A 22,815-nucleotide genomic window follows, 5' to 3' on the forward strand; every position below is an offset into this window, starting at 1 on the left:
GAGTTCCCGTTCGGCGCGTTTCTTCGTCATGGTCGTTACAGTCGGGGGCTTGACCGAAAGCCGTGACGCGATTTCGGAGGGCGAGACTAACTCATGGTTGGCCTCCTGAAGCTCGTAAATGGCTTTGAGGTAATCCTCCATCACGCTGGTGAGCATACGTGGTTTAGATGAGGCTAATAAATAAAATTGTCTACTCGAATATCTGAGTGATCGCGTTGCCGTGCTCTCTCAGCAACAGGCCCATCAGACCGTTCCAAGACCACCCTTGAGACACATTGTGGAGTGAATCAGTGGTGCGTGTGGTCTTTCTCACACTCCACAATGAGAACACACTTCATCACTTACTCTGGAGAGAGATCGTGTCTTCGGACGTCGAAGACTCGGTATACGACGACGGCAAAACCGGTAAGCATCAGGACAAGCCGTTCACCCGTATTGACGATGTGGAAAACGCGTTCGGCGTTTTCCGGCTCCGGTCCGCGGGTGGGATCGACACCGGTGTAGTAGTGGGTATTCTTCGTCGTCCCCTTGGCCGTCTCACCGTCTGGTCCGAGTTCGATGAACGTCTGGACGATACCCCGCTGGTCGGAGACGAGTAGTTGTCCCGAGAGGTCGTAGAAGCGGTCGTGGAGCGGCCAGAATAGATTGACACCGTTGAAGAACGCATCGTACAGGCTGTGTGCTACCACTAAGGCGACAATGCTCACCCAGACGACTCGGACGCCGTATCTACCCCAGCGGTTCACAAGGTACGACTCGTCGCGGACGTACACGTCCCAAACCAAGAGAACTCCCAACACAGCCGGAAACATAAGCGTGTGGAGATATGCTCGATGAGCACCCTGGATCCAGATCCCCAATAACGTATCGAGGTCGATGAAGGCAGTGAGTCCCATGACACTCAGAATCCCTTTCAAGTCGAAGTAGTGGCCTAGCAAGGCAGTTCCGATGAGACCAGCAACCGCAACGTGGACGAGGGTTGAGGGCATACTCTCTGTCTACGCCAACGACTCATTAGCCCTTTCGGACCACTACCTCTGCATGGCGCCCGTCGTGGTTTGCCTGAGCGCCGAATTTGGCATGAGTGAGGCGTCCAGCATCCAAAAGACGTTCCCACCCACCACCGTGAATTTCGTGCGATTTTACATCAGCCATGGGCTTGTCGATGCTTCACGACCCGTTTTGCGAACGCACTCCATTGTAGTACAAGGACAATGGCCACGAGACCCACGAAGTAGAAGCGGAACCAGTTTGGGTCTGGCGGGGGTGGGTTCTGGAAGACGAGGTTCCGGAGGCTGAGTTCATAGTGAAGGAAAATGAAATACGCCGCGTGGAGACCGACGAGATAGAAGATCACATACGCTAATCGCTGGACGTACTTCCATTGCTGATATCCTAACGCCTGCATCGCTCGATCGGACGAGATAGCGGCAAGGACGAGAGCCAGAATGAGGGCGACGGCACCGATGAGGTTGGCAAGCCCAAATCCTGGGTCCGTCAAGACGAGTTCTTCGATACCGACCGCAGAGAGATCTTCAAACCCGAGGAAGCGTCTCACGGACCACCGTGCCCATCCATCCCACACGAGGTAACCGTGGATGGTGGCCGTGAGCGCGAACCAGATCCCCAACGGGCGTCGCCATTTCAACAGGGATGTCGCCTCCCGCCGTAGTTCGACGAGGGGTCCTATCGCGAGAGCCATCGAGAGCAAAATGAATGATGCGTCCCCAATCGCACGCCAGAACCGCATATCGGCCGACCACTGTCTATGACCAAGCAGAGCGAGATATATAAGAAAAATCGTAATCAGAGCGACTCCGAGGTGTTGAAATATGATTGTTCTGTGTGAGGCAGATACTGTCCGACCCTCGTCAGCTTGTGCTGTTTCTGTACCCATATCCCAGTCGGTCCTATTTCATCGATCGATGAAATAAGCCTTTTGAGAGTGGGTTTTCGGAGTACCGCAGAAGATGACGTCCGCGGTGGTGCGTGCGAATAGTCGTCCTCACAAAATGGACTCGTGATCGCATCTGTTAGAGTGAACCGCCTCGGGGTCAAGCCCCGGGGCACTCGGCCTGCTCAGCCTGTAGAAATCTCGATCTGTTTTCACGATGACGAAGATGCTAGCCCTCAATCCTCAACGTTCAGCAGGGGAGCGAGTAGGGCACGAGAGTTCACCGTATTCTATGTGGCGCTCTTGTGTAGCACATTGTTGATGTAGAGCAGTCTTGCGATTCTGTGATGAACTGAGTGAGACTAGAACCCGGTCGTTGGGCGATCAGACGGGCAGTTTCTGGTCCGACTCCTCTCCGGAGAGCTGTATCAACAATCTCCTACGGAAGAGCGCTATGTGGAGACCTCACCCTCAACAAGCGAGTGGGTCAGTTACCCCCGAGTGAAGGAGGGGTGGAATAGTTTACTGCTAGAACGTGTCATAGGACTCTTGTCGTACTTTTCGAAGTGACTGAAGGGATAGATACAGGGGAGGCAGTAGTCGAGGAATTTCCGTTCAATCAGCAGAAAGCATTTGCCGTATCGGAGGTCCCGGGTAAATATGCGCTCTCGTTATGTCGGTGGGCTTATGCTCATAGTCGGGATTCTCCTCTTACTCACGTCGCTCTATTGGGATACACTACTGAACATCGGAGTGTCTCCGGCGCTTGATCCAGCAGCTGCAATTGGTGCTGCTCCCGGCGGTGGGTATCCCGCCGCTGTTGGTGCTACTGCACTGGCTGTCGGCAGTGCGGTAGTGTGGCTCGCCGAGAGTGACAACCAGCAGCCCACGACGATCGTCCTTGCAGGCGGAATCGGTGGTGCTCTCATAGGGATTCTCGCAACTACTGTGCTCGTCTCTGTTCCGTTGTTCTTGGCTACTCAGATTGGACTTGCTGGCGCTGCCCCCGGATTCGCAGCAGTTCGAGGCGCTGCGACTGAGCAAACCAGCCAGCGCCTCGGAACAGGACTCGTTGTCCTCTCGCTGGCTCCGTTTGCCGGCGCACACATAATCCGGGGAACTACTATCGGGGGCATGGCTGGCTTCGCGAGCTTCATCCTCGCTGGTACTCTCATCGTGTACACTGCAATACTCTCATATCCGTTCTATCGACTCGGTCGAGCCGTTCAATAAGCACATCTCTCTAACACCGTTTCACTGGATAGTAGAGTGAAAACAATTCGTTGGGAACGATTCTATGACACGCTGTACTGCTATTGCTATATCTCCCAACTCGCTAGCAGTGAGCGATCTCCGAGCCCGCCGGTCCAGTAGAGGCGGACCACTTGTTGGCGGTCTCCCCTAACGACGCCGGAATCTCCCTGGCTGATGAGTCCGGACCACGTTACGCGTCGTTCGAATCCATCCACCGTCACAATAAGTTCCGACGCCGGGACTGGCTCCCCGCTGTCGTGTGTAATCTGGACGTGTGTGGCGTTCGTACGGGTGAGCGCCCAATCCACTTCTGGCTCGTCTGCCGACCGTTGTGACGGCACGTTCATTGCAGCAAGAATGAGGATTCCAACGCTTACGATGATGAACATCACGAGGATGATGCCGATGAGATCCAGGATCCGCTCGCCGTCGTCAATCATTACAGCCTTTAGGTGGGGGGAATCGCCATCGCGTACTTCTATCCGGCCTACCGTGAAATGTCGTCATAACGCTTGTGCTTGGGGGAGTTTGTCGATGTCCGTTACTGGGAGAGAGTACCGCCGCAGCGACACCGACCGCTGTCGAGCAGCTCTCGCAGCCGGTATGAATCACCACAGTTCTCGCACGTCACACGCACCGACATGACAAGGTCGAGTTTTCCAGTCTTGAGTTTTTCACCTCTCCGGAGCTGTTCGAGCGTCTCGGCGATGACCGCCTCACTCCGTGATTGCAACCGGCGAATGCGGGTGTCGGCATCCGACGCGTCGAGTGTCTTTCGCGCGCCAGTATCTACGTCAAGTGCCTCTCGAAGATGTTTGCGGACGGTTTGATAGGTTACGAAATCACTCTCGAGCTTGTCGACATCGATTCCAGCCTGTTCGAGTCGACTTCTGATTTCAGCGCGCTTTCCCTCACTCACGTCATCTCCTGCCAGTATGTGATAGACACTTTCGACGCCGTCGAGGAGAACGATATCCGTGTCCTCCAGTACACGGTCTAACATCCGCATGTTCACGTATGATTCGAGATCACGAAGACTGGCCCCTCGCTCCTGATGCCGGTGGTAGAGTTCCTCGTCCAAATCGGTGAGCCCGTACTCCTCGGCTTTTCGGTCGACCTTGCAGCCGCAGTCGTTGAAGCGTTGCATGCCTGTTTATCGAGTCCCGAACTCGTCATCATCGGGGAGACTCGTTCTGATTTGATCGACCAGGATGGTTGGGTGCCTCATTATATCAGTATCGTAGTCTCCGAGAAAGCAAAAACGGTGGGATTGATCGATACAGCCATATGCCGAATGTGTACCCGTGGGGTTGTATATCTTATCTGTCGAGGGTCTACCACTATTGATCCCGAAGCAGAGAGCACCAATACACATATGCGGATACGTAACCGTTCACCACGTATGAGTGTCGATCCATCCCCCGCGGTCGTGCTCGCCCTCGGTGGACTCGTGGGTGTGATTTCCATCGGATTAGCTGTCCTCGCGTATCACGAGTTCAAAGACTCAAATTACCGCCGGATGTTGCTTCCAGTGCTAGCAGCCACAGTGGTCTTCACCGTCTCTCACGGGCTGCTGTATTTCTGGCCCCAACACCCGCCGATTGTCAACGCGCTCGAACCGCTGTCCTACACTGTGCTAGCACTCGGTGTCTTCCGGCTCGTCACCCTCCATCCCGACATAGCCGTGGTTGCACGCGGTGATCGCAGATGATCGTGGACATGTTTGAGCTGTATGAAGGGTTGGTCGGCCTTGGAATACTGGCGGGAATCGCATTCGTCCTGCATTCGGATCGTTTCCTCGTGATTCATCGTGGATTCCTCCTGATAATCGCTGCCGGGACAGGGCTATCGATCACGGCACAACTGGCGTTCTTATTCTACTGGCCAAGCGGACTTCAGGTGGCACATCTCCTGTTCATCCTTTCGATAGCAGCGGGACTGTATTCGCTGATTGCTGCCCGGCACGAGACGTTGCCGTCCATCAAACGTCTCTCCGGACCATGATTTGAGAAAGACAACCGTCTCGCTGACCCGGTGATTGTTTCCCAATACGGCTGTCGACCATCTTTTTCAAGGCGAGAATCCCGACGTTTTCGGTGAGGTGGATATCACGCTAATAATTCGGGGATGAGATCGGCCAGAAGGTTACCCGCGACTCCCAATACCAGCACCGATGCGACAACCTGCGAAACCGCGTGAAAGTGCTGTCCACGAGCTGTAGAGACACGAAACAGAGCGCCTGCCCCGCCGCCGATGAGGGTCATTGTGGCAACAATCGTGACCCCATACACCACTACGACTCCGGGCAGAAGGGCCACATCCGTCTCCGCCAGTGCAACCGAGGTGAACGCAAGCATCGATACCGGCGGCGATAGGGTAAACAACGCACCGACGAAGCCGATCTTGAGATACTCAAGGACCCCGTGGCTGTGCGAGTGTTCTCCGAGGTCTTCGACATGATTCCTGTGATGATTTGTACGGGTACGGATTGATAGTGGCAGATGCAGGTGGTAGTGTGCGTGTGATTCGTCACTGTGGTCATGAGCATGCCTGTGTATGAGCTTCCGAGTGCCTGTGATTCCAAGGTAGAGACTCAAAAGCGATAACACGATTCCGACAAGCAATAGCCCAAACTGTTCAAATATGGGAGGGAATGCCGTCGTTCCGAGCAGTACGTATGCGAGTACGATCCAAATGACGACGAGTGCCACATGACCGGCAGCAAAACACCCGCCGACGAGTGCCGAGAGTTTCGGATCACCCCGTTCGTGGGTCAGTGCAGTGATACCAGCGACGTGATCGGGCTCGATTCCGTGCGTGATACCGAGAATTCCGGCCGTTAGTAATAGCCCTGCTCCGGTTGTGAAATCCATCGTAGAGATGGAAACCGTACGGGAACATAAAACATCCCGTCGGCCCACGAAGCTGGCCTCAATCGAATGCTTGACGGATTTGGTATTCGTTCCCGGTCGCGATGTACGCGACATCCTCAACGACTTCGAACAGCTCCGGGACGACGCGAAGGAGTGCCCAGACTAAGCCAACGAGCACGACAACGGAAAGGCTCTGTGAGATGATCCGATCAGAGACGAAATACGATACCAAGTACGGGTCAGAAGCTCCAAACAGAAAGAGGATTTCCTGAACGTAGACCTGGAACCACTGCTTGCCGAACGCCACAGCGATGAACGCAACGCGAAGGATATTTGCGAGATAAATCACAGGGATCGCGATTGCAGCGGCATGGAGTTTGCGTGAAAGAGAGGCGTTGGTTGACGTGATGAGTCCAGAGACGACAGACATGCTTCCGATTCCTGTACAGGCGAGAATGACACTCACTTCGATACGATGACTGTTCGGAAGGACAAATCGGAAGGTGTTCTGATAGCCGAGATCTCCCGCAACAATAGCGGGCGAGTATCCAAGCACCGTGAGGAGCCACTCGGCATTGTTCGTAGTCGCCTCAATGAGCCACTCTTGCAACGGCGCAACCGTGAGGAATGGCACGTAGATGAGTCCCATGAGAGCAATCGACTGGGTAAGCGTGGAGAGGTCCCGTTTTTCAGTCCCGACGAGATACGCCGTATACAAGCTCGCAGGAACGGCGGCGGCACTCAGGAAGCCTTCAATGTAGCTTTTCTGCACGAAGGCGAAGTGGGGGACGAGAAGTAGCCAGAAGATGGCGAAGAGAAGCCACGCACCAGTTGCCGCGTGTCGAGGCTTGAGAACTGGCAGGTCCTTTCCAAAGGGTGAGCGCTTGTGAACGAGTGTTGCGATGACGAAGCTCGCGATAACGATCCACGCGAACGGATCAGTAACCACTGGAACGCCGGGGATAGCACCACCTAAATGACCTGGCATCGTTGGCAGATTGGAGTCTCTACGGGTAGCTTATAGACCTTTCCGTCAACGACGTTCCTTTTCCTTAGGAAGTGTCCCGACCCCTCTCCGTACTCTATAGACAGAGCAAGCCGACTGCCTCGGGGTCATTTAAGAAAACTCTGCTCTCCGGGATGACAAGGCCTTCAGAGTCTCTAACCTTTCGACATCAAGGCAGCTCACCTACTTCGCAAAGGCGGATATGAACCGAGTATTGATTGAGCCTATGTCTGGAGTTCGTCGGCTGAGAGGCGTGCATATTCGTCATCAAGCGCAGCTGCGTCCTCGGGGAGCAGGGCGACGATGAGATACGGAACGATCTCAGCAATATACTTGACCAGCCGAGCAATCCGGGATGCGTCGATCGCTTCAACCGAGTCCAACAGGATCATAGGGACCGTCTCGTAGACATCGTGAGCCACATAGCCCGCCAGCGCAACAATGAGGCCAGTCACCTCGCGTTCGCTTTCACTCAGGTGGTCCACCGTATCCTCGTACACGGTGCCATCCTCTGTCGTTCGAACAACGTGAAGATCGAACGAACTATCAGGAATACCGGTTCCGGAACCAGACCCATCGGTTTTCCGCTCGATCCAGATGCGTTCGAGGTTCTCGTACTCCAGTAATTCGAGGATGTCTGCCATCCGGTCGTTGAAGATCTCAACGACCTCCCGTTCGAGATCCTCGACTCGCGTCCGGAGCGACGAGAGTTCAGTCTGGAGCTCATCGCGCTGTACTTCGAGTTGGTCGCGTTCATCCGCTAATTCCTCAATCTGCTGCAACTCGTCACGAACATCAGTCAGCTCTTGCTCTACCTGACCACGTTCGTACTCCAGTTCGCTGACGGTTTGGTACTTTTCCAAGAGATCGCTGTCGCGGAGGTCTTCCGTCTCCGCGATCTCCTGTTCGAGCTGGGTTACCCGCTCTTTGAAGTTGGCTTCTCGTTCCTGCAGTTCCGCGATCCGGTCCTGTCGATCCTGAATCTCGGTCTCGATCTCCTGATGTCGGTGTTCGAGCCGTTCCCGCTTCGTAGAGAGCGTTTCGAGCTCTGCTTGTCGATCACTGAGTTCTTCGATCCGCTCCTGAGCAGCCTTGCGATCCGCCCGTCGTTCTTCGATCACGTGTCGGAATTCGTCGACGCGTTCACCGATCTCCTGGCGCTTGACGTCGCTCCCACACGTCCAACATTCGATCGTTTCGGACGTTGGATCAAGCTGTGCGGTGACATCGTCCGACTCCGTCCGACCCAGTAGTTCGTCCGTTTTAGTTCCGCCTTCGAGCAATTCCTCGTTAAATTCGACGATGGCCGAGAGATCGCTGATAGCGTCGGCCAGAATGCGCTTTCGTTCCCGGAGTCGCTCTAATTCCGTCTCAAGCTCCTGCACCTCCCCGGATACGTCGCCATCCACCTCCTCGAGTTCAGCCTCGACCTCGTCGCGTTCGTCCCGAAGTGCCTCCAGACTCGTCTGTTGTGTTTCGAGTTCTTGACGGGCATCAGAGAGCTTCGCCTGCGTCTCCTGGTGTGTCTCGACGACATCTTGGGCGGCACTCGCCTCTTCTCGATCGGCCTCGTGTGCCTCAATTTCCTGACGGCGGGCCGAGAGTTGCTCTTCGACGTCTTCCAATTCCTCCTCAAGGGTCGTCCGTCGTTGCTCTAGATCAGGCAGACGGTCGCGTTGACGTTCGATTGTAGACAGACGCTCTTCGAGTTCGCACCGTTCATCCTCGAGTTCTCGAATCTGCGTCTGTAGTTCATCAATGTCGACTGGCCGCATAACGAGTTCCCGAAGGTCATCACCACGTTCGACGGCCTGTCGCGCAGGATTCGACTCCAGAAGGCAAGCGAAGAGATCGACGAGCGTCTCGTCGGTCGTATACGGCTCTCCTTCGACACGGACCCCACTGTTCTCACGAATGAATCGTCGGGTGTAGGTGTCCCCGTCGAGTTCTAGTGTGACTTCGCCCCGGTCGGCGTCGCCTTTGAGCGCCCCGGCCGAACCACCTAATGCACTTGCAACCGCAGTGAGTAATGACGTTCGATTTGTCGCATTGTGGCCCGTAAGAATCGTCACGTCTGGTCCGAACTCGACGTTGCAGGTGTCGATACCGCCGAGATTCTGAACGGAAACTGACACTGATTTGTTGTCAATCTGTTGTGGCATGTTACTGGGTCGTCGTTCTGAATGGATTATTCACGATGCACTGCAGGATTCGAGGCGAATGTCGGTTCTGATTCGATCGCAGCTCATGTTCGAATCTGATCACGGTTGGTTTCATTGGATGGATTCTTCGGGCTCTTGGCTAGCTTTACCACGACACTGGCAGTGTCCTTGGTTCAGAAGGTCTGCGAGACGATATGAGTCACCACAGCATTCACAGGACACGCGCATCGAGAGTACGACATCGAGTTTCCCCGCCTCAATGGTCTCGGCCCGACGTAGGTGTTCAAGTGTCTCCGTAATGACGGCTTCACTTCGAGACTGGAGCCGGTGAATCCGTGTATGGGCATCGGAGACGGTGAGGTCCGTCCCGCCACTGGTGTCAACACCGAGCGATTGACGCAAATGCTTGCGTACCGTTTGGTAAGTGACGAAATCCGATTCGACTTGGGAAAGATCGACTCCAACTTGTTCGAGACGTGTTCTGAGCTCTGCTCGGTCGCCAGCACTGACATCGTCGTCGGTCAGCCGTTGATAGAGGTCGCTGACATCACCGAGCGTTTCGACACCTACGTCTTGTAAGGCACTCTCCAGAATCCGTCTGTTCACAACGGTTTCGAGTTCGCGGAGGCTGGCTCCTTCGATCTGATGGGCGTGGTACAGTCGTTCGTCCAGCTCGTCGAGCTGATACTGTTCGGCGGCCCGACTGATCTTACATCCACAGGCAGTTCCAGTGCGATTCTCCATTCGTTGTACGCTCGGCATTTCTCGTGCCTAGTTTATATGGGGTAGAGTTTAAAAAATTAACTGAGAAGTATGCCCCACTAGCGGCGGAAATCTACAGACTTCTCAAAGCAATTGCGGGACTTGATCTCAAAAGACTTTCTATTCCAATGCTATTGTGGATTGAAACCTTTGAGACATATACTTCACAACTGTATGAGTGTGAAACGCTGAGTGCGATAGGCGAATTCGTTGATTGGACCACCATGGATTCGAACGAGTCGGACGATCTGGCGGACAAAGGTTGGTGAATCGCCTCGGGGTCAAGCCCCGAGGCTTCCCGTTTCTACGACGTGACTTGCAGACACACGCTGGAAATCAGCGGTATCCGTAGCGGTCACAGTCTCCACGGGCGTTGATTCGGGCCATCCCAGCCCTAGTTCAGAAAAGCCTCTCTTGAGAACGTTCATCGCCGCGTTCGCGTCTCTATCCGTTTCAAACCCACACGACGGACACGAATGCTCTCGAATCCAGATTGGTTTCGCTGTTTCCACGCCACACGACGCACATTCTTTGGTGGTTCCTCGTGCTTCGGCCTGTACGACGTGACAGCCGTACAGGTCGGCTTTGTATTCGAGCAGGGTGATGAATTGTCGCCACGCCGCATCCTGCTTGTTGCGAGCGTTATGCGACTGTTCGAGCATCCCCTTCACGTCCAAGTCCTCAACGAATACAGCGTCGTACTCTTTGACGAGCCACGTCGTGATTTTGTGCTGATAGTCCAGCACTCTGCGTCGAATCCGACGCTTGACCTTGGCGACTTTCAAGCGTTGCTTCTCGTAGTTGTTCGACTCTTTCTGCTTACGAGACAACTTCCGTTGTTCGCGTCGGAGTCGGTCGTAGTCGTCTTCGAGGTTGAGCCAGTCAACGGTCGTACCGTTCGACGTGTGGATGTAGTTCAGGATGCCGAGGTCAATTCCAACGCTATTGCTCGCATCAAGCGAGTTCACATCGTGCTTCTCGGGTAGGTCATCATCGTCGGTTTCGAGGCCGAAGGAGACGAACCACTCGCCAGTCGTTTCCTTCTTGAACGTGATCTCCTTGATGGTGGCGTGGTCAGGAATCGGGCGGTGATAGCGAATCTTCACCCAGCCGATTTTGCTGAAGCGGACGTATGCAATCCTGTCACGGTCCCTCTTTTCATCGAGGTCGAACCCGGACTGGTTGTACGTCACACTCCGATACTCGGTGGGTGCTTGCCGCTTGAGCCGACCAACGTTGTACCCCTTCTCTTTCTTCTTACGAAGATTCGAGAGGTTGCGGTGGAAGCGTGCGACGGTGGCTTGTGCGGCTTTCGAGTATGTGTCCGCGAATATCGGCCACTTTTGTTTCCACTCGGGGAGTTTGTTGTTCTGGTCGAACTCGGTTGGTTTGTCGTCTTCCGGGGCTTGTTCATAATCCCATCGGACGTGGTTGTAGAGTTGGCGATGAACGTTCAGATGATGTTCCAGCCTCTCCGCTACCTCTTGTGTTGGGTAAGCGTGGTAGCGGTGACTGTATTCCATCGCTATCCTTTGATTAGGCGTATTGTCAGTTAATGGTTTGTATCCCTAAGTGTCGGCTTCATCCCCGAGGTCAAGCCTCGGGGTATTCGCCTTGACCGCTAATAAATCCCGTGTTCCAATAGAGGATGTGGGACGGCCATCCCTTGGTAGGCTGACCGCTGTCTTGCACCCCAAGCCCCGAAGCCCCTCTCCCCCACCATGGCCCATCCCACACTCGATTTCGGGACAGCAAAGGTTCCAAGATCTATACGGATAGATGGAATCTGACTTCGAATGTTCGAAATTGGGTCGGAGCTTGGAGAACATATTTAATCCCGGAAGATGAAAGAGAAACGTGTACTAGGTGGAGGTCATGCCCAACTGCAACCACTGCGGCAGGCACGTCTCTGAGCGGTTCGCTCGCGTGTTTGCTGACACACAGGGACGGATATTGGCTTGCCCGAACTGTTCGGCGACGGCGGGTATTGCCCAAACCGTCCGTGAGCGAATTCCGAGTGCATGATCGCAACACCGAAGAACGGAGACTCCAACATCACCCAACTCAAAAGAGATCAACAACCCCGGGTCGGGTGACCCGTGGAATCCTGCCTTGTATCTTTGAATAGATTTGGTTTACAACCCGTTCACGTCGCAGAGCCAATCTTCTGTACGTTGATTCCTCGCGAGAACTGGAAACAGGACACGCGAACCGCCTCCGGGCCGAGTGGTTCGAGACGCCGACGGTGTCTCGTCATCACGGAAGATCTGCGGTCTTCCAAACGACCCCGAGGCTCACGCCTTGATCTGTAGGGATTGAAGGCCTAGGCCAGGACAGGGGGTATTTATAGGGATTCAGTCCGGTGATATCGTAATGCGAGCCGTGTTCAAGCGTTCCCTTCGACTGACGAGAGCCGAGTTGGCAGTCCTCATTGCTGGAACGACCAGCATGGGGCTAGAGATTCTCGCGGGGAGGATTATCGCACCCCAATTCGGAAGTAGCATTTACACGTGGGGAAGCATCATCGGTGTCTTTCTGGCAGCACTGAGCCTCGGATACTATCGTGGCGGCAAAGAGGCCGAGACAAACGCTACCTACGGCCGAATAACGTCGCTGCTGCTCTTTGCCGCCGCCTATGTCGCCTTCCTCATCTTCGCTGGCGAACTGATGCTACGCGCCTCCAGTGTCGTTCCCGTCCCCGCCCGATTTGCATCACTCGTTCCAGTCACAATCCTTTTTGGGCCCCCAGTGTATATGCTCGGGTTCATCAGCCCGTACGCAGCAGAACTCTCAGAGAAACAAAACACAGGTGATGCTGCCGGGCATGTGTTTGCTCTGGGGACATTCGGGAGTATCGTTGGCGCGTTCGCGACGACCTTCTTTCTCATTCCATCACTGAGCGTCGACCTAATCGGGTTTCTGTTCGGTAGCCTCTTGATCCTCGCCGCAATTCGGGTTGCGCTTCCAACGATTCCTCGGCAGACACTGACCACGATCCTGTTCGTCTCCATACTTCTTGTCGGAGCGGTCGCCGGGAGCTCGGCCGGAGTGGTTGTCTCCGGAGACGTCGTCTCCCAAACCCAAACACCCTACCAGGAGTTGCGAGTTGTCGATAGCGATGGCGTCCGAACCCTCTATCTCGGAGGGCAGCGACACAGTGCGATGGATCTCGATCAGCCGAACGAGCACGTTTTTGACTATACCCGGTACTTCCATCTCCCTCTACTGATGCGTGAAGATATCGACCGAGTGTTGTTCATTGGTGGCGGCGGATTCACTGGTCCGAAAATCTTTGCCGAGAAGTACAACGTTACCGTCGACGTCGTTGAGATCGACCCGGTTGTCATCCAAACCGCGAAAGAGTACTTCCGTGTCCAAGAATCAGAGCAACTGAACATCTACAACGCCGATGGCCGCCAGTTCCTCCAATCGACGAACAAGACGTACGACCTGATCATCCTCGACGCCTACCAGAAGGACAAAGTCCCATTTCATCTGACAACGAAAGAGTTCATGCAGCTTGCATCCAGCAAATTAGACGAAAACGGCATCCTGTTTGCGAACGTGATTTCGGCACCTAGCGGCCCAGGCTCGGAATTCTACCGAGCGGAGTACAAGACGATGGCACAGGTGTTCCCACAGGTCTACAGTTTCCCCACGTCTCGGACGGGATTCGTCCAGAACATCGAGCTGATTGCAACCAAAAATTCTCGACGAGTATCGAAGGCTGAACTCTCGGAGCGAAACCGGCGGCGCGACATCGGCCTCAACCTCAGTCACGAAATCAGCTTCTACCGGACGGACGTGAAGACAGGCGACGTTCCAGTCCTCCGGGATGATAAGGCTCCAGTCGCCCAGTTACTCGATCCGATGCTCGGCCGTAAGTACGTCATCGAGACAAACGAAACGGCATCACCTGCGTGAGCCCAGACAGCTCTCATCCATCGGTATCGGTGCCATTCGAATTATAATAGATCAGAAGAGCAATCAGCGCACCCATGATTACGACAGTCGACACGGAGATCACAAGTGAGTTATCGAAGAGAGAAAGAACTAGCAGCCACACACCGATCAGTACGCCAACGAATAGTATGTAGACAGTATAGCGCATGTATGAATATCAACCTCTTTGAGACCGGTATTTTGCTTACCGTGTCAGATGCGAGTGGGTCCGCCATATTGTATGTATCGCTCGCCTCCACTGATCCCGAGTCAACATTACAGTTGTTTCGCTGGCCACCTACGAACACAGAGTTCGACCAATATGTGACTGCTCACATCGCCTATGTGATATCCAAACTGATTCGTAGTGGTACTCGTAGAGTCACATGTGACAGTGGTAGCTTCTCACGACAAAGGTACCAACGGATGGAGATGGCGCTTTGCTTGGGATCCAGGGCAGATTGTTTTGAACGGGTTTCTCCTCGGCTTTTTCGCCGGTGCGATAACCTTACTCCCGCTTGGGATCTTGCTCGGGAGTGTGGCTCTCCTCGTCGCGGTCCTTTTGCCAATAGTGGGTGCGATTGGCGGAGTCATCGCCTGGAAACTGTCGGTTGGACACGTCAGAGACGCGTATCAAGAGGTGCTTGAACAGTTCTACGAGTCGCAAGCAACCCGAACCGGAGACGAAGACATATGGCTCACACCCCTGAAGGGGGTTGACTCTCGATACGGGCTTGAAGCGGCGGGCACGTACGATTTCACTCGTGTCCAGAAGACATCCGACGAGGTTACGATGGCCAATATCTCACTTGACTTGGCTAGTCTTGAAACGACTGAACAAGCAACGATCCTCCCTGTAGAGAGGGTGAACTCGATCTCGTATGAGGACGATACGCTCATCGTCGATGCACGGACTGGAACATGGTGTTTCGAGGGGATAGTGAAAAATCCGCAAGAAGGAGACTCACAAGCTGTCGAGACGGATACTACTGGGCTTGATCCCGAGGCGGTTGTCGGAAGCTAATACAGGTATGTAAACTACCCCACCCTGCTCGCTCGCGGGATACCCCGCTCGTTCCCGGAGGGTGGGGCTTTGATGTGGACTCCCGCCGATCAGTCGCCGGCGATAGGCCGGTGACTCTCGCCGTTCAACGTCCCACCATTCACACGCACGTCTACTGGTGCGTCTCCGTTCCCCGGCTTGGGCGAGGAACGGAGTCTGTGTGTCCGCTTCCGGGCGTAGCGCAGCCCGATATTTTGGCTCTTGCCGAATCTAGTGAAACAACTGTTGTGTGGGTGATATTGGTACAGAGTGGCGTACAAGACTTAGAGGCTGTACATATCGCTTTGACTTGGCGTTCAGACGCGCTGTTCGAGGGACCCACCCTCTCTTCGGACGTACGCTCGGAGGAGATAGAGAGTTAGAATGTATCCTACGGCTGCGAGGCTAACTGCGAAGATGATGTTCCCAAGCAGGTGTCGGATGAGGAGATCCGGGGCAGCAGTGAAGAGGTCACCAGGTGTGGGTTTTGACAGCGCCACACCCGGAACTGGACCGAGCAGCCATATCCCAAGTCCCACACTCACCCCGTAGATACTCCATTTCACGAGAGGATTGAACACGATCACTGACGCGAGAAGCCCGAGTTTGCTCACCCGCTCGAAAAAGTACGCTACGATGACGAAAAGCACAAGAGCGGTTCCACCGGTCGGCAGTACCGCAACAAATGTCCCAAGAGCGAAACTTGCGGCAATCTCATGTGGTGTGTGATCCTCGGCAAGCGCCCGCTTGATCCCGTTCCACACTCGCTTCCGATACACCCGCAATTGATCTCGCACTAATAGAATATCTAACGTAGCTCTTGATGTTCAACATTTGGATTCTCTAATCTGCAAGATACGCGCCTTATTCTTCACAAGCAGGTATGATGCAAATCAGATATTATTGTTTCACTGAGTTCGGTAAGAGCCTTGGAGGTTATCGTCGCAAGAGTTTCGAGATTAACCGAACAGGAGACAGCAGAAGTTCTGTGAAAAGCCAAGTAGATCAGTTCGCAATTGTTACCTGACTACCGTGCGTGGTTTGATTATGGCCTCGTGGCGACGCATCTGGATAATCGTGGGAGGATTGTTAATCGTCACGGCGGCGGTGCTCGTAGGGGTAAATCTAGGGCTCCTGTCTACACCCTTCTCAGACGATCAGAAACGCGCTCAAGTAACGATCTCGAATGAGGACGGAACAACGCTAGCCACAGTCGAAGCTCGGGTAGCCGACACACCGACGGAGCGCTATCGTGGCTTGAGCGATACGGAGCGCCTCCCGAACGGAACTGGCATGCTGTTTGTGTTCGACCGTGAAGGCGAGCGCACGTTCGTGATGCGTGACATGGATTTTCCACTCGATATCATCTTTATTGACGCTGATGGTCGGATTACCCAAATCCATCATGCCTCCGCCCCTCCACCGAATACGAACGAGGGGGAACTTACGCCCTATCGTGGTCAAGCGAAGTGGGTGCTCGAAGTTCCTCGTGGATACACAGAGCAAAAGAACATCACCAAGGGTGATCTCGTGGAGATCACATACCGAGAGTGAACGCATGGATATGACGATGCGCCACGATTAGACACATATCCCGTGATTGAGGGTACGGGCGATTGGTACCGATACATTGGCTTCGAAGTTCCCGTTTGAGTATGGCCCAATCGTTGAGGCGCACTGCCGTATCAGCCATCGAATCTATTATATAACTCGTCTCTGTAGGTCCTTCCATGAATCGGAGACGGTTCTTAGCGACATCAGCAGCATTCGCCACAGCATCAATTGCCGGCTGTACGGGCGGTAACGGAAATAACGAGGGAACTGAACCGGGAGACGGTGGACAAAACGAGAACGGAGGTTCCGAAGCCGACGCGACAGTTACGGCGGTCGACGTGACGTTCGATCCAATTCGACTAGAAGTCGAACCTGGCACAACCGTCGAATGGGTGAACGAGGATGATTTCGCCCACGACGTGACGAGCGAGCAATTCCACGACGCAGCGGCTGACTGGGACGTCGCAAAGGATCTACCAGCGGGTGCTACAGTCTCGAACACGTTCGATTCGGAGGGGATCTACGAGTATTACTGTACAATCCATGGCCAATCCAATCAGTGCGGGGTCGTCCTTGTCGGAGACGTCTCGTTGGATGCAAGCCTCCCGTGTGAGTAACTGGCAAGTACAGCTCACGTAATCGAACCCACGGGTCTTCCAAGACCCATTCTGTACGGATGGGAAGCCAGCCGAGACGAATTGTGGTATACCGTAGCACTATTTATTTCCGTTACCAGCGACTCTTCGCTCCTATGAGTCCCACCAACGCGAAATACAGAGACAGATACATCGGGTATCTGGATCAGTATTCGGAGTACGCACTGCCCGTGATGCGTATCAGCCTCGGTGCAGTCATCTTCCTCGCCGGCGCGCACAAGCTCGTCGCCCCCGACGCATGGACCAAGTATGCCGCCCCTTGGGTCACGGCGCTCTGGCCCGAATCGATCGTATCGTTCGAACTCGTGATGATGGCCAACGGCGTGTTCGAACTCCTGTTCGGCGTTGCACTCATCGCCGGCTTCTACATGACGATCGTCGCGGGTGTTATTACGCTCTCGTTGCTTGCGGTGGTGTTCGACCTAGTGACGGGGGTGATACTGACTGGGAAATTCGTCGACATCCTCATCAGGGATCTTGGCTTGGTCGCGCTCGCACTCGGGGTGACGCTCCTGTCCGCCCAGCGGTCCGATTGCACTCGCTGATGGTCACGGGTGAAAACAGGGCTTATTCGGCGGAAGACCAAAAATCCAGATCGAATCATGGCACAGGCCGATCTTCCTGAGACTGCTCCGCCACGAAATGAACTTGACGGACTTTTTTCAGTGTACGAGATTCGAATCCGCGAGGGTCAGCTCCGCTACTACGGTGAGCCGCTCGCCTCCAGGCAACAGATCCTCGAGTCGTTCTGGCCGGTGTTTCGTGATCGGGGCTACGAGGTCTCACTCACCACCGAGCTGGGCGAGCACGCCCTCGTCGCGGAGCCACGACAGACAGAATCCAGCGGACTTCCCTGGGTCAATATCCTGTTGGCCGTTGCGACCGTCAGAACGACACTCTTTGCTGGAGCACAGTGGTACCACATTTCGATTGCGAGTTCACCGTTGAATGTCATCAATGCGTGACCGTTCGCAGCCGCAATCATGGGCGTCCTCGGCATCCACGAACTCGGTCACTACGCCATGAGTCGCTACTACGATGTCAACGCGACCCTTCCCTACTTCATTCCGATTCCGACGTTCATCGGAACGCTCGGCGCCGTGATCCGGATGCAGGGGCAGATGCCGAGTCGGAAGGTGCTCTTCGATATCGGCATCGCTGGGCCACTCGCCGGGCTCATAGCGACCGTCATTGTCTCCGTTATTGGCCTCTTGTTAGCACCGATAACGGTTCCGGAACACGCGGCGACCTCGGCCAACGCGATACAGATCCGTCTCGGATTTCCGCCGTTGTTGCAGTTCATCGCGTGGGCACCCGGACAACCGCTCCGCTACACCGACCCGAAGAAAGCGGTCAATCCAGTCGTAATCGGCGGCTGGGTCGAGATGTTCGTGACGTTCCTAAACCTCCTCCCAGTCGGGCAACTCGACGGGGGCCATATCCTTCGTGCTGTACTTGGTGACAGTCACGAGACGGTTGCGAAGGCCGTCCCGTTCGCGCTCTTTGGTCTCGCGGGATATCTCTTCGTTACTCGAGGCGATGGGAACGCCGTTGGACTGTGGGCATTCTGGGGGCGTTCACGCTCGTGTTTGTGAGGGCGGGGTCTGCGACTCCGATTCTGGAACGAGAACTCGGAACAGGGCGGAAGATACTCGCGATCACCACATTCGTCCTCGGGATACTCGCTTTTACGCCGGTCCCGATCCAGATCGTCTCCTGATACGGTCGTGCGTAATTCGTTTTCGGTTCACGGATCAAGGTCCGTCCCATCGGTCTTGACACGCCGGTTTCCCGACGATCGCTAGAGATAGTTACGCACGACCGTATGAGACAACCTGCGTCTCATTACTCGAACTGATTAGCAAATCGGACAACTCACGGACGCCATTCACCGTTCGAATTTCAGTTCCTTTTCGTACGATGCAGATAACCGAATAAGCGGATTTTTTGAACAGGAGAGCAACGATCGAGTATGGATCTGCGAGTCAAACACCGCGTCCCGGAAGTCGCGGGAATTCTGACAGTTGTCTCGCTTGCCCTCGTGTTTGGTGCGGCACTCGGGACGATTCCGAAAACACTCCTCCCACAAGCTCCGTCGTGGGTTCTCAACGCGATCCCACTCGTTAACGCGATCATCAGTGGGCTCGCAATTCTGATCATCGGGGCCGGTTGGTATTGGATCCGTGCCGGACAAATCAAACGACATCGGGCAGCGATGCTTAGCGGAGTCATGCTATTCGCGACATTTCTGATTCTCTATCTCTACAAAGTGGCATTACAAGGGCCAACGCCCTTCGCGGGCCCAGAGGTCATACGTCAGTTCGTCTATTTGCCGCTCCTCTCCATCCACATCTTGCTCGCTATCATCTGTGTTCCGTTACTATACTATGTCCTTCTGCTGGCGGTCACTCGACCAATCCACGAGATACCACAGACACGTCATCCGAGGATAGGACGGATCGCCGCTTCGCTGTGGCTCGTCTCGTTCGCCCTCGGCCTCATCGTTTATTTACTTCTCTATGTGGTATATTGAGAGGCACAATAGGTAGTGAGTCACCCCGGTCGACACGTCTATACCGTTCGCAGATGAGTCCCGAACCGGTGAACGGATGTCCGACACCTCACACCACCGACTTGCTGAGTGGGCTGCCCTCCTCGATGAGGAACTTCCGGAAGAATACGCTGTGAATGACGAAAAGAAATACTGTCCGACTCGGTCGGGATGATCGAAATCCCAGTCCCGGAACGTTGAAGCCCTCGCATTAACCACTTCAGATAAGTTATGGCAATGAGTAGCGAGCGGATCGCCCCCGAACGAGCGTGGCTCGGCGCGTCCATCGTTGGTCTCGTCGTCCTTATCGGGGGGTCACTCGCGTTTCCCCGATGGGTGTATGACCGATTTATCTGGCAGTATTTCTGGGGCCCAGTCTATGCAGACGCGCAGAGCGCACAATGTGCCGTCTCAGACGGCGGCAGCGTGAGATTGCTGAACAGCGCCGATGCGTGCCAAACAGCAATCGAACAGGGAGCTGTGGTCGCCGAGCCTGGATACACAGTCGTCTCCGAGATCGGCTACATGGTCATTCTCCTGTTCATGCTGGTGGGCGTCCTATTCCTGCTTCGGCGACTCGATGTCGGTCGAGACAGGGAACTCTTTTTCGCACTCATTCCGTTCATGTTCTTCGGTGGTGTACTCCGCGTCGTTGAGGATGCCAACGATGCCGTTCCGTCCGGATTCGACCCCCTCATCGCGTATCCTTTGAACACCCTCATTATCAGTCCGATTATCTACTTCACGATGTTCGTGATCGTGCTCGTGGCACTCGTCGGGAGTGTCGTCCCTGCCCGACGAGAGTGGGTCGACAGCTATCGGTCGCCGTTGACTGCCATCGGGACGATAGTGCTAGGCGCGACGATTGTCTATCTTCTCTGGCTCGCAATAGCGACGGAGTACGTCCAGCTCTATCCGCAGATTACGCTCATCACACTCCTCGTGGCTACAATTACGACAGGTGGGATCTGGATCGGGCTCCAACGATACGCGCCGACAGTCAACCATGGAACCGGTTATATTGGTCTGGCCGTGCTCTGGGGCCACGCCGTCGACGGGGCCGCGAACGTCATTCTCACCAATTGGGCAACGGCACTGGGCCTTCCTTCGAATTACTTTCCCAAGCACCCAGTGAACCGAGCCGTTATTGACATCACGGGTCAGCTCCTCCCACCATCGATTACGTCGGTTATCGGAACATCCTGGCCATTCTTGCTCATCAAGCTCATCGCGGCAGTCGGCGTCATCTGGATCTTCGACGAAGCTATCTTCGAAGAAAGCCCGCGATATGCAGTTCTGCTGTTGATCGCGATCCTCGCAGTCGGATTAGGTCCTGGTACTCGAGATATGGTCCGGGCCACATTTGGGATCTGAATTACGGTGATCTAACCGATGTGAGGATCATGAGCCAGTATCAGTGTTAATGGAAATACGAATCTCGTCGCCGTCTTTGAGTACATACTCACCGGGAACGATCCGCTGGCCGTTGGCTTCGTACGTGAGCGTCGTGTTTTGATCGGCCTCGCGGTAGGTCGTTCCATCGTATACCACACGTTCCTCGCTGATCTCAACCCCAACGGCGTTCATCGCCTGTTCGAGAGAGACATCTGCAGTCTCAACGTGCCACTGCAGACTATCTCCGTGGAAATGGAAGACTGCCGAGCCTTGCTGTTGTGCAGTGGGAACACGCTCTCCATCGATGATCATGGTGATCGTACCGTGGATATGGGTGGGGCCTGCCTGCTGTCCTTGGTCGCTAAATACAGTGAGATACGTGACGAATATCCCGGCCACGAGAATGATCCCGACCAATACGACTGGCCCTGGCTCAAGATCTATACTCGAGTCTTCGTTTTGGTGCTGTTCGACACGGCGCCGATCAATCCGGCCGAGGTCGTCACTGTGTTCGTCGCCGAGATGAGTGAGATATGCGTCCTCATCCCCGAACGATGCTCCGCAGTAGTCGCATTCGGGCATGCTGCTACTGGGACGGTATACACCCCGTCGTCATAAGATTCCGGTCAAACAGTGATACGATTCAACCTCCTTCATAACGAACACATTGTATAGGGTTCGTTCGATGGGTAGTCATCCGTGTTCGGTTAACACTGCCAGTAATATTCTTAGGTCGGTCGCAACTCCGAACGACTGCTGATGAGCCCGAATTCGGCCTTTCGAACCAGCTGAGCCAATCCTTGAATCCCTGGGATTCAACACTTGCGGCCTTAACCGAACACGAATGGATGGGTAGTAGATCTCGACGAGAGTGGGCGTTCTGGGTTCATTCACGTGCCTCGTGGTCTGCTGGGTGGGTGTTATCAATGAAAATCACGATCTCCTCATCCCAGAGTTTGAAATCGTGTTGGTAAACGGTATATCCCGGTAAATTAGGTGCGAGCGCTTCCTGATCCCAGCTGTACGCAATGACGATAGGGGGTGCGTCCTCGCGTAATTCGGTTGGATTCATTTCAGGGCTTGTACTCATCACGGTCGCGTTGACCCGTTCGAGATACCACGGGAGCGGAAGTCGACTGTGCCAGTTGGGCCCGCCCGGCGGCGGTTGCCGAAGGCTGCTCTCATTACTGACGTAGAACAAGACTTCGTCTTCATTGGTCGGATTTCTGGTCCCGTAGAAGAGTACGTCGGTCCCATCGTGCGCTGCTGAGATGACCATCATGTTCTGGAGTGTGGGTTTCATTTCGTTGCTCGGTTGTGCCCACTGCAATACCTCTTTGTTCGTCTCGGAAGAGCTGTTGAGATACGCGACGTCCACTGCAGGAACGGCGATACCACCGACAACGACCAACACCAAGAGGACGGTGAGACTACTATCGAGACTATTTCCGCTCACAATAGCCCGTCGCGCTCGTCGGTACAACAGCCCTGCACCGACCGCCGCAGGTATCGCCAGCGGGACAATCGCGTTAATAGTCGTCCACGGCGCTTTGATGTCGGTTGCGAGGGGGTATCCGAGGATGCTGGCGAACCCCCAATAGCCAGCGAATGCAACGAATTCCCGTGGAGTCTCCGCAGCATATCGATTCGCAAGAAATCCCGCGACAGCGAGGAGACCTAATGGTGCAGCACCGAACGCAAGCGTTTCGAGGAAGTCACCCAGA

Annotated in this window: 23 protein-coding genes and 2 pseudogenes; 11 read left to right on the forward strand and 14 right to left on the reverse strand. The window is 54.7% G+C overall.

Translation table 11 applies throughout. The annotated features are described in order from the left end of the window. From C5B91_RS20615 to C5B91_RS20625, 3 genes are all read right to left on the reverse strand, one after another. A partial coding sequence (locus C5B91_RS20615; RefSeq protein ID WP_394337651.1) for a metal-dependent transcriptional regulator occupies positions 1 to 156 on the reverse strand: 156 nt, incomplete at its 3' end. 185 nt (positions 157 to 341) lie between these two features. Next, the gene (locus C5B91_RS20620) at positions 342 to 989 is read right to left on the reverse strand and encodes a metal-dependent hydrolase (RefSeq protein ID WP_119712975.1); all 648 of its coding nucleotides are present in this window, start codon (positions 987 to 989) and stop codon (positions 342 to 344) included. Between the two features lie 158 nt (positions 990 to 1,147). Further along, a complete protein-coding gene (locus C5B91_RS20625) occupies positions 1,148 to 1,750 on the reverse strand; it encodes a ferric reductase-like transmembrane domain-containing protein (protein WP_158589926.1) in 603 nt (200 codons plus the stop codon). 831 nt (positions 1,751 to 2,581) lie between these two features. On the opposite strand from C5B91_RS20625, the gene C5B91_RS20630 reads away from it, so the two are divergent. Beyond that, positions 2,582 to 3,127 carry a hypothetical protein gene (locus tag C5B91_RS20630; protein ID WP_119712977.1) on the forward strand — a complete coding sequence of 182 codons (546 nt, stop codon included), beginning with the start codon at positions 2,582 to 2,584 and terminating at the stop codon, positions 3,125 to 3,127. Between the two features lie 86 nt (positions 3,128 to 3,213). Here C5B91_RS20630 and C5B91_RS20635 read toward each other — a convergent pair whose 3' ends face one another. Continuing rightward, positions 3,214 to 3,588, reverse strand: coding sequence for a type IV pilin (locus tag C5B91_RS20635; RefSeq protein WP_119712978.1), 375 nt, complete (start codon positions 3,586 to 3,588; stop codon positions 3,214 to 3,216). 101 nt (positions 3,589 to 3,689) lie between these two features. Next, the gene (gene rdfA / locus C5B91_RS20640) at positions 3,690 to 4,295 is read right to left on the reverse strand and encodes a rod-determining factor RdfA (RefSeq protein ID WP_119712979.1); all 606 of its coding nucleotides are present in this window, start codon (positions 4,293 to 4,295) and stop codon (positions 3,690 to 3,692) included. Between the two features lie 255 nt (positions 4,296 to 4,550). Between rdfA (C5B91_RS20640) and C5B91_RS20645 the strand changes: the two genes are divergently transcribed. Both C5B91_RS20645 and C5B91_RS20650 read left to right on the forward strand, forming a co-directional pair. After that, complete coding sequence (locus C5B91_RS20645; RefSeq protein WP_119712980.1) at positions 4,551 to 4,859, forward strand: hypothetical protein; 309 nt, start codon at positions 4,551 to 4,553, stop codon at positions 4,857 to 4,859. Then, entirely contained in the window at positions 4,856 to 5,152 is a 297-nt protein-coding gene (locus C5B91_RS20650) for a hypothetical protein (RefSeq protein WP_119712981.1), read from the forward strand. Before C5B91_RS20645 ends, C5B91_RS20650 begins: the two co-directional genes overlap by 4 nt. A gap of 104 nt (positions 5,153 to 5,256) precedes the next feature. Here C5B91_RS20650 and C5B91_RS20655 read toward each other — a convergent pair whose 3' ends face one another. From C5B91_RS20655 to C5B91_RS20675, 5 genes are all read right to left on the reverse strand, one after another. Continuing rightward, positions 5,257 to 6,021: a hypothetical protein gene (locus C5B91_RS20655; RefSeq protein WP_119712982.1), complete on the reverse strand. Its 765-nt coding sequence runs from the start codon at positions 6,019 to 6,021 to the stop codon at positions 5,257 to 5,259. A 58-nt stretch (positions 6,022 to 6,079) separates the two neighbouring features. Beyond that, positions 6,080 to 6,985, reverse strand: coding sequence for an archaeosortase A (artA, locus tag C5B91_RS20660; protein WP_119712996.1), 906 nt, complete (start codon positions 6,983 to 6,985; stop codon positions 6,080 to 6,082). A 266-nt stretch (positions 6,986 to 7,251) separates the two neighbouring features. After that, positions 7,252 to 9,189 (reverse strand): archaea-specific SMC-related protein, encoded by a 1,938-nt coding sequence (locus C5B91_RS20665; protein WP_119712983.1) that lies wholly within the window; start codon positions 9,187 to 9,189, stop codon positions 7,252 to 7,254. A 111-nt stretch (positions 9,190 to 9,300) separates the two neighbouring features. Continuing rightward, positions 9,301 to 9,951, reverse strand: coding sequence for a rod-determining factor RdfA (rdfA, locus tag C5B91_RS22030; protein ID WP_158589927.1), 651 nt, complete (start codon positions 9,949 to 9,951; stop codon positions 9,301 to 9,303). Between the two features lie 281 nt (positions 9,952 to 10,232). After that, the gene (locus tag C5B91_RS20675; protein WP_119712985.1) at positions 10,233 to 11,474 is read right to left on the reverse strand and encodes an RNA-guided endonuclease TnpB family protein; all 1,242 of its coding nucleotides are present in this window, start codon (positions 11,472 to 11,474) and stop codon (positions 10,233 to 10,235) included. 850 nt (positions 11,475 to 12,324) lie between these two features. Between C5B91_RS20675 and C5B91_RS20680 the strand changes: the two genes are divergently transcribed. Then, a complete protein-coding gene (locus C5B91_RS20680; protein ID WP_119712986.1) occupies positions 12,325 to 13,875 on the forward strand; it encodes a spermidine synthase in 1,551 nt (516 codons plus the stop codon). A gap of 385 nt (positions 13,876 to 14,260) precedes the next feature. Further along, positions 14,261 to 14,917, forward strand: coding sequence for a hypothetical protein (locus tag C5B91_RS20685; protein ID WP_147374897.1), 657 nt, complete (start codon positions 14,261 to 14,263; stop codon positions 14,915 to 14,917). 89 nt (positions 14,918 to 15,006) lie between these two features. Here C5B91_RS20685 and C5B91_RS22785 read toward each other — a convergent pair. After that, positions 15,007 to 15,153 (reverse strand): annotated as a pseudogene (locus tag C5B91_RS22785) (RNA-guided endonuclease TnpB family protein); the annotation flags it as partial. 99 nt (positions 15,154 to 15,252) lie between these two features. Next, positions 15,253 to 15,714 carry a DUF2062 domain-containing protein gene (locus tag C5B91_RS20695; protein ID WP_233547779.1) on the reverse strand — a complete coding sequence of 154 codons (462 nt, stop codon included), beginning with the start codon at positions 15,712 to 15,714 and terminating at the stop codon, positions 15,253 to 15,255. Between the two features lie 268 nt (positions 15,715 to 15,982). Between C5B91_RS20695 and C5B91_RS20700 the strand changes: the two genes are divergently transcribed. The 6 genes and pseudogenes from C5B91_RS20700 to C5B91_RS20725 all read left to right on the forward strand — a co-directional run bounded on the left by C5B91_RS20700 (position 15,983) and on the right by C5B91_RS20725 (position 21,070). Continuing rightward, on the forward strand, positions 15,983 to 16,489 hold the full coding sequence (locus C5B91_RS20700) for a DUF192 domain-containing protein (RefSeq protein WP_119712989.1): 507 nt from the start codon (positions 15,983 to 15,985) through the stop codon (positions 16,487 to 16,489). 176 nt (positions 16,490 to 16,665) lie between these two features. Beyond that, positions 16,666 to 17,106 (forward strand): plastocyanin/azurin family copper-binding protein, encoded by a 441-nt coding sequence (locus tag C5B91_RS20705; protein ID WP_119712990.1) that lies wholly within the window; start codon positions 16,666 to 16,668, stop codon positions 17,104 to 17,106. Between the two features lie 134 nt (positions 17,107 to 17,240). Then, complete coding sequence (locus C5B91_RS20710) at positions 17,241 to 17,690, forward strand: DoxX family membrane protein (protein ID WP_158589929.1); 450 nt, start codon at positions 17,241 to 17,243, stop codon at positions 17,688 to 17,690. Positions 17,691 to 17,747: 57 nt separating this feature from the next. After that, a pseudogene (locus C5B91_RS23135) lies at positions 17,748 to 18,865 on the forward strand (site-2 protease family protein). 252 nt (positions 18,866 to 19,117) lie between these two features. Continuing rightward, complete coding sequence (locus tag C5B91_RS20720; RefSeq protein ID WP_119712992.1) at positions 19,118 to 19,678, forward strand: DUF420 domain-containing protein; 561 nt, start codon at positions 19,118 to 19,120, stop codon at positions 19,676 to 19,678. A gap of 249 nt (positions 19,679 to 19,927) precedes the next feature. Beyond that, positions 19,928 to 21,070, forward strand: coding sequence for a DUF63 family protein (locus tag C5B91_RS20725; RefSeq protein ID WP_119712993.1), 1,143 nt, complete (start codon positions 19,928 to 19,930; stop codon positions 21,068 to 21,070). A 27-nt stretch (positions 21,071 to 21,097) separates the two neighbouring features. On the opposite strand, the gene C5B91_RS20730 is transcribed toward C5B91_RS20725, so the two are convergent. After that, positions 21,098 to 21,673, reverse strand: coding sequence for a hypothetical protein (locus C5B91_RS20730; protein WP_119712994.1), 576 nt, complete (start codon positions 21,671 to 21,673; stop codon positions 21,098 to 21,100). 304 nt (positions 21,674 to 21,977) lie between these two features. Then, positions 21,978 to 22,815: flippase activity-associated protein Agl23 (locus C5B91_RS20735; RefSeq protein WP_158589930.1), on the reverse strand; the 838-nt coding region annotated here is incomplete at its 5' end.

The sequence above is a fragment of the Haloferax sp. Atlit-10N genome (genome assembly GCF_003586325.1).
Lineage (GTDB): Archaea > Halobacteriota > Halobacteria > Halobacteriales > Haloferacaceae > Haloferax > Haloferax prahovense.

What these genes read in the sequence shown, in the direction of transcription:
- C5B91_RS20620 (WP_119712975.1), bottom strand. Translation starts at nt 989, where the DNA reads ATGCCCTCAACCCTCGTCCACGTTGCGGTTGCTGGTCTCATCGGAACT.
- C5B91_RS20625 (WP_158589926.1), bottom strand. Translation starts at nt 1,750, where the DNA reads ATGCGGTTCTGGCGTGCGATTGGGGACGCATCATTCATTTTGCTCTCG.
- C5B91_RS20630 (WP_119712977.1), top strand. Translation starts at nt 2,582, where the DNA reads ATGCTCATAGTCGGGATTCTCCTCTTACTCACGTCGCTCTATTGGGAT.
- C5B91_RS20635 (WP_119712978.1), bottom strand. Translation starts at nt 3,588, where the DNA reads ATGATTGACGACGGCGAGCGGATCCTGGATCTCATCGGCATCATCCTC.
- rdfA (WP_119712979.1), bottom strand. Translation starts at nt 4,295, where the DNA reads ATGCAACGCTTCAACGACTGCGGCTGCAAGGTCGACCGAAAAGCCGAG.
- C5B91_RS20645 (WP_119712980.1), top strand. Translation starts at nt 4,551, where the DNA reads ATGAGTGTCGATCCATCCCCCGCGGTCGTGCTCGCCCTCGGTGGACTC.
- C5B91_RS20650 (WP_119712981.1), top strand. Translation starts at nt 4,856, where the DNA reads ATGATCGTGGACATGTTTGAGCTGTATGAAGGGTTGGTCGGCCTTGGA.
- C5B91_RS20655 (WP_119712982.1), bottom strand. Translation starts at nt 6,021, where the DNA reads ATGGATTTCACAACCGGAGCAGGGCTATTACTAACGGCCGGAATTCTC.
- C5B91_RS20665 (WP_119712983.1), bottom strand. Translation starts at nt 9,189, where the DNA reads ATGCCACAACAGATTGACAACAAATCAGTGTCAGTTTCCGTTCAGAAT.
- rdfA (WP_158589927.1), bottom strand. Translation starts at nt 9,951, where the DNA reads ATGCCGAGCGTACAACGAATGGAGAATCGCACTGGAACTGCCTGTGGA.
- C5B91_RS20675 (WP_119712985.1), bottom strand. Translation starts at nt 11,474, where the DNA reads ATGGAATACAGTCACCGCTACCACGCTTACCCAACACAAGAGGTAGCG.
- C5B91_RS20680 (WP_119712986.1), top strand. Translation starts at nt 12,325, where the DNA reads ATGCGAGCCGTGTTCAAGCGTTCCCTTCGACTGACGAGAGCCGAGTTG.
- C5B91_RS20700 (WP_119712989.1), top strand. Translation starts at nt 15,983, where the DNA reads ATGGCCTCGTGGCGACGCATCTGGATAATCGTGGGAGGATTGTTAATC.
- C5B91_RS20705 (WP_119712990.1), top strand. Translation starts at nt 16,666, where the DNA reads ATGAATCGGAGACGGTTCTTAGCGACATCAGCAGCATTCGCCACAGCA.
- C5B91_RS20710 (WP_158589929.1), top strand. Translation starts at nt 17,241, where the DNA reads ATGAGTCCCACCAACGCGAAATACAGAGACAGATACATCGGGTATCTG.
- C5B91_RS20720 (WP_119712992.1), top strand. Translation starts at nt 19,118, where the DNA reads ATGGATCTGCGAGTCAAACACCGCGTCCCGGAAGTCGCGGGAATTCTG.
- C5B91_RS20725 (WP_119712993.1), top strand. Translation starts at nt 19,928, where the DNA reads ATGGCAATGAGTAGCGAGCGGATCGCCCCCGAACGAGCGTGGCTCGGC.
- C5B91_RS20730 (WP_119712994.1), bottom strand. Translation starts at nt 21,673, where the DNA reads ATGCCCGAATGCGACTACTGCGGAGCATCGTTCGGGGATGAGGACGCA.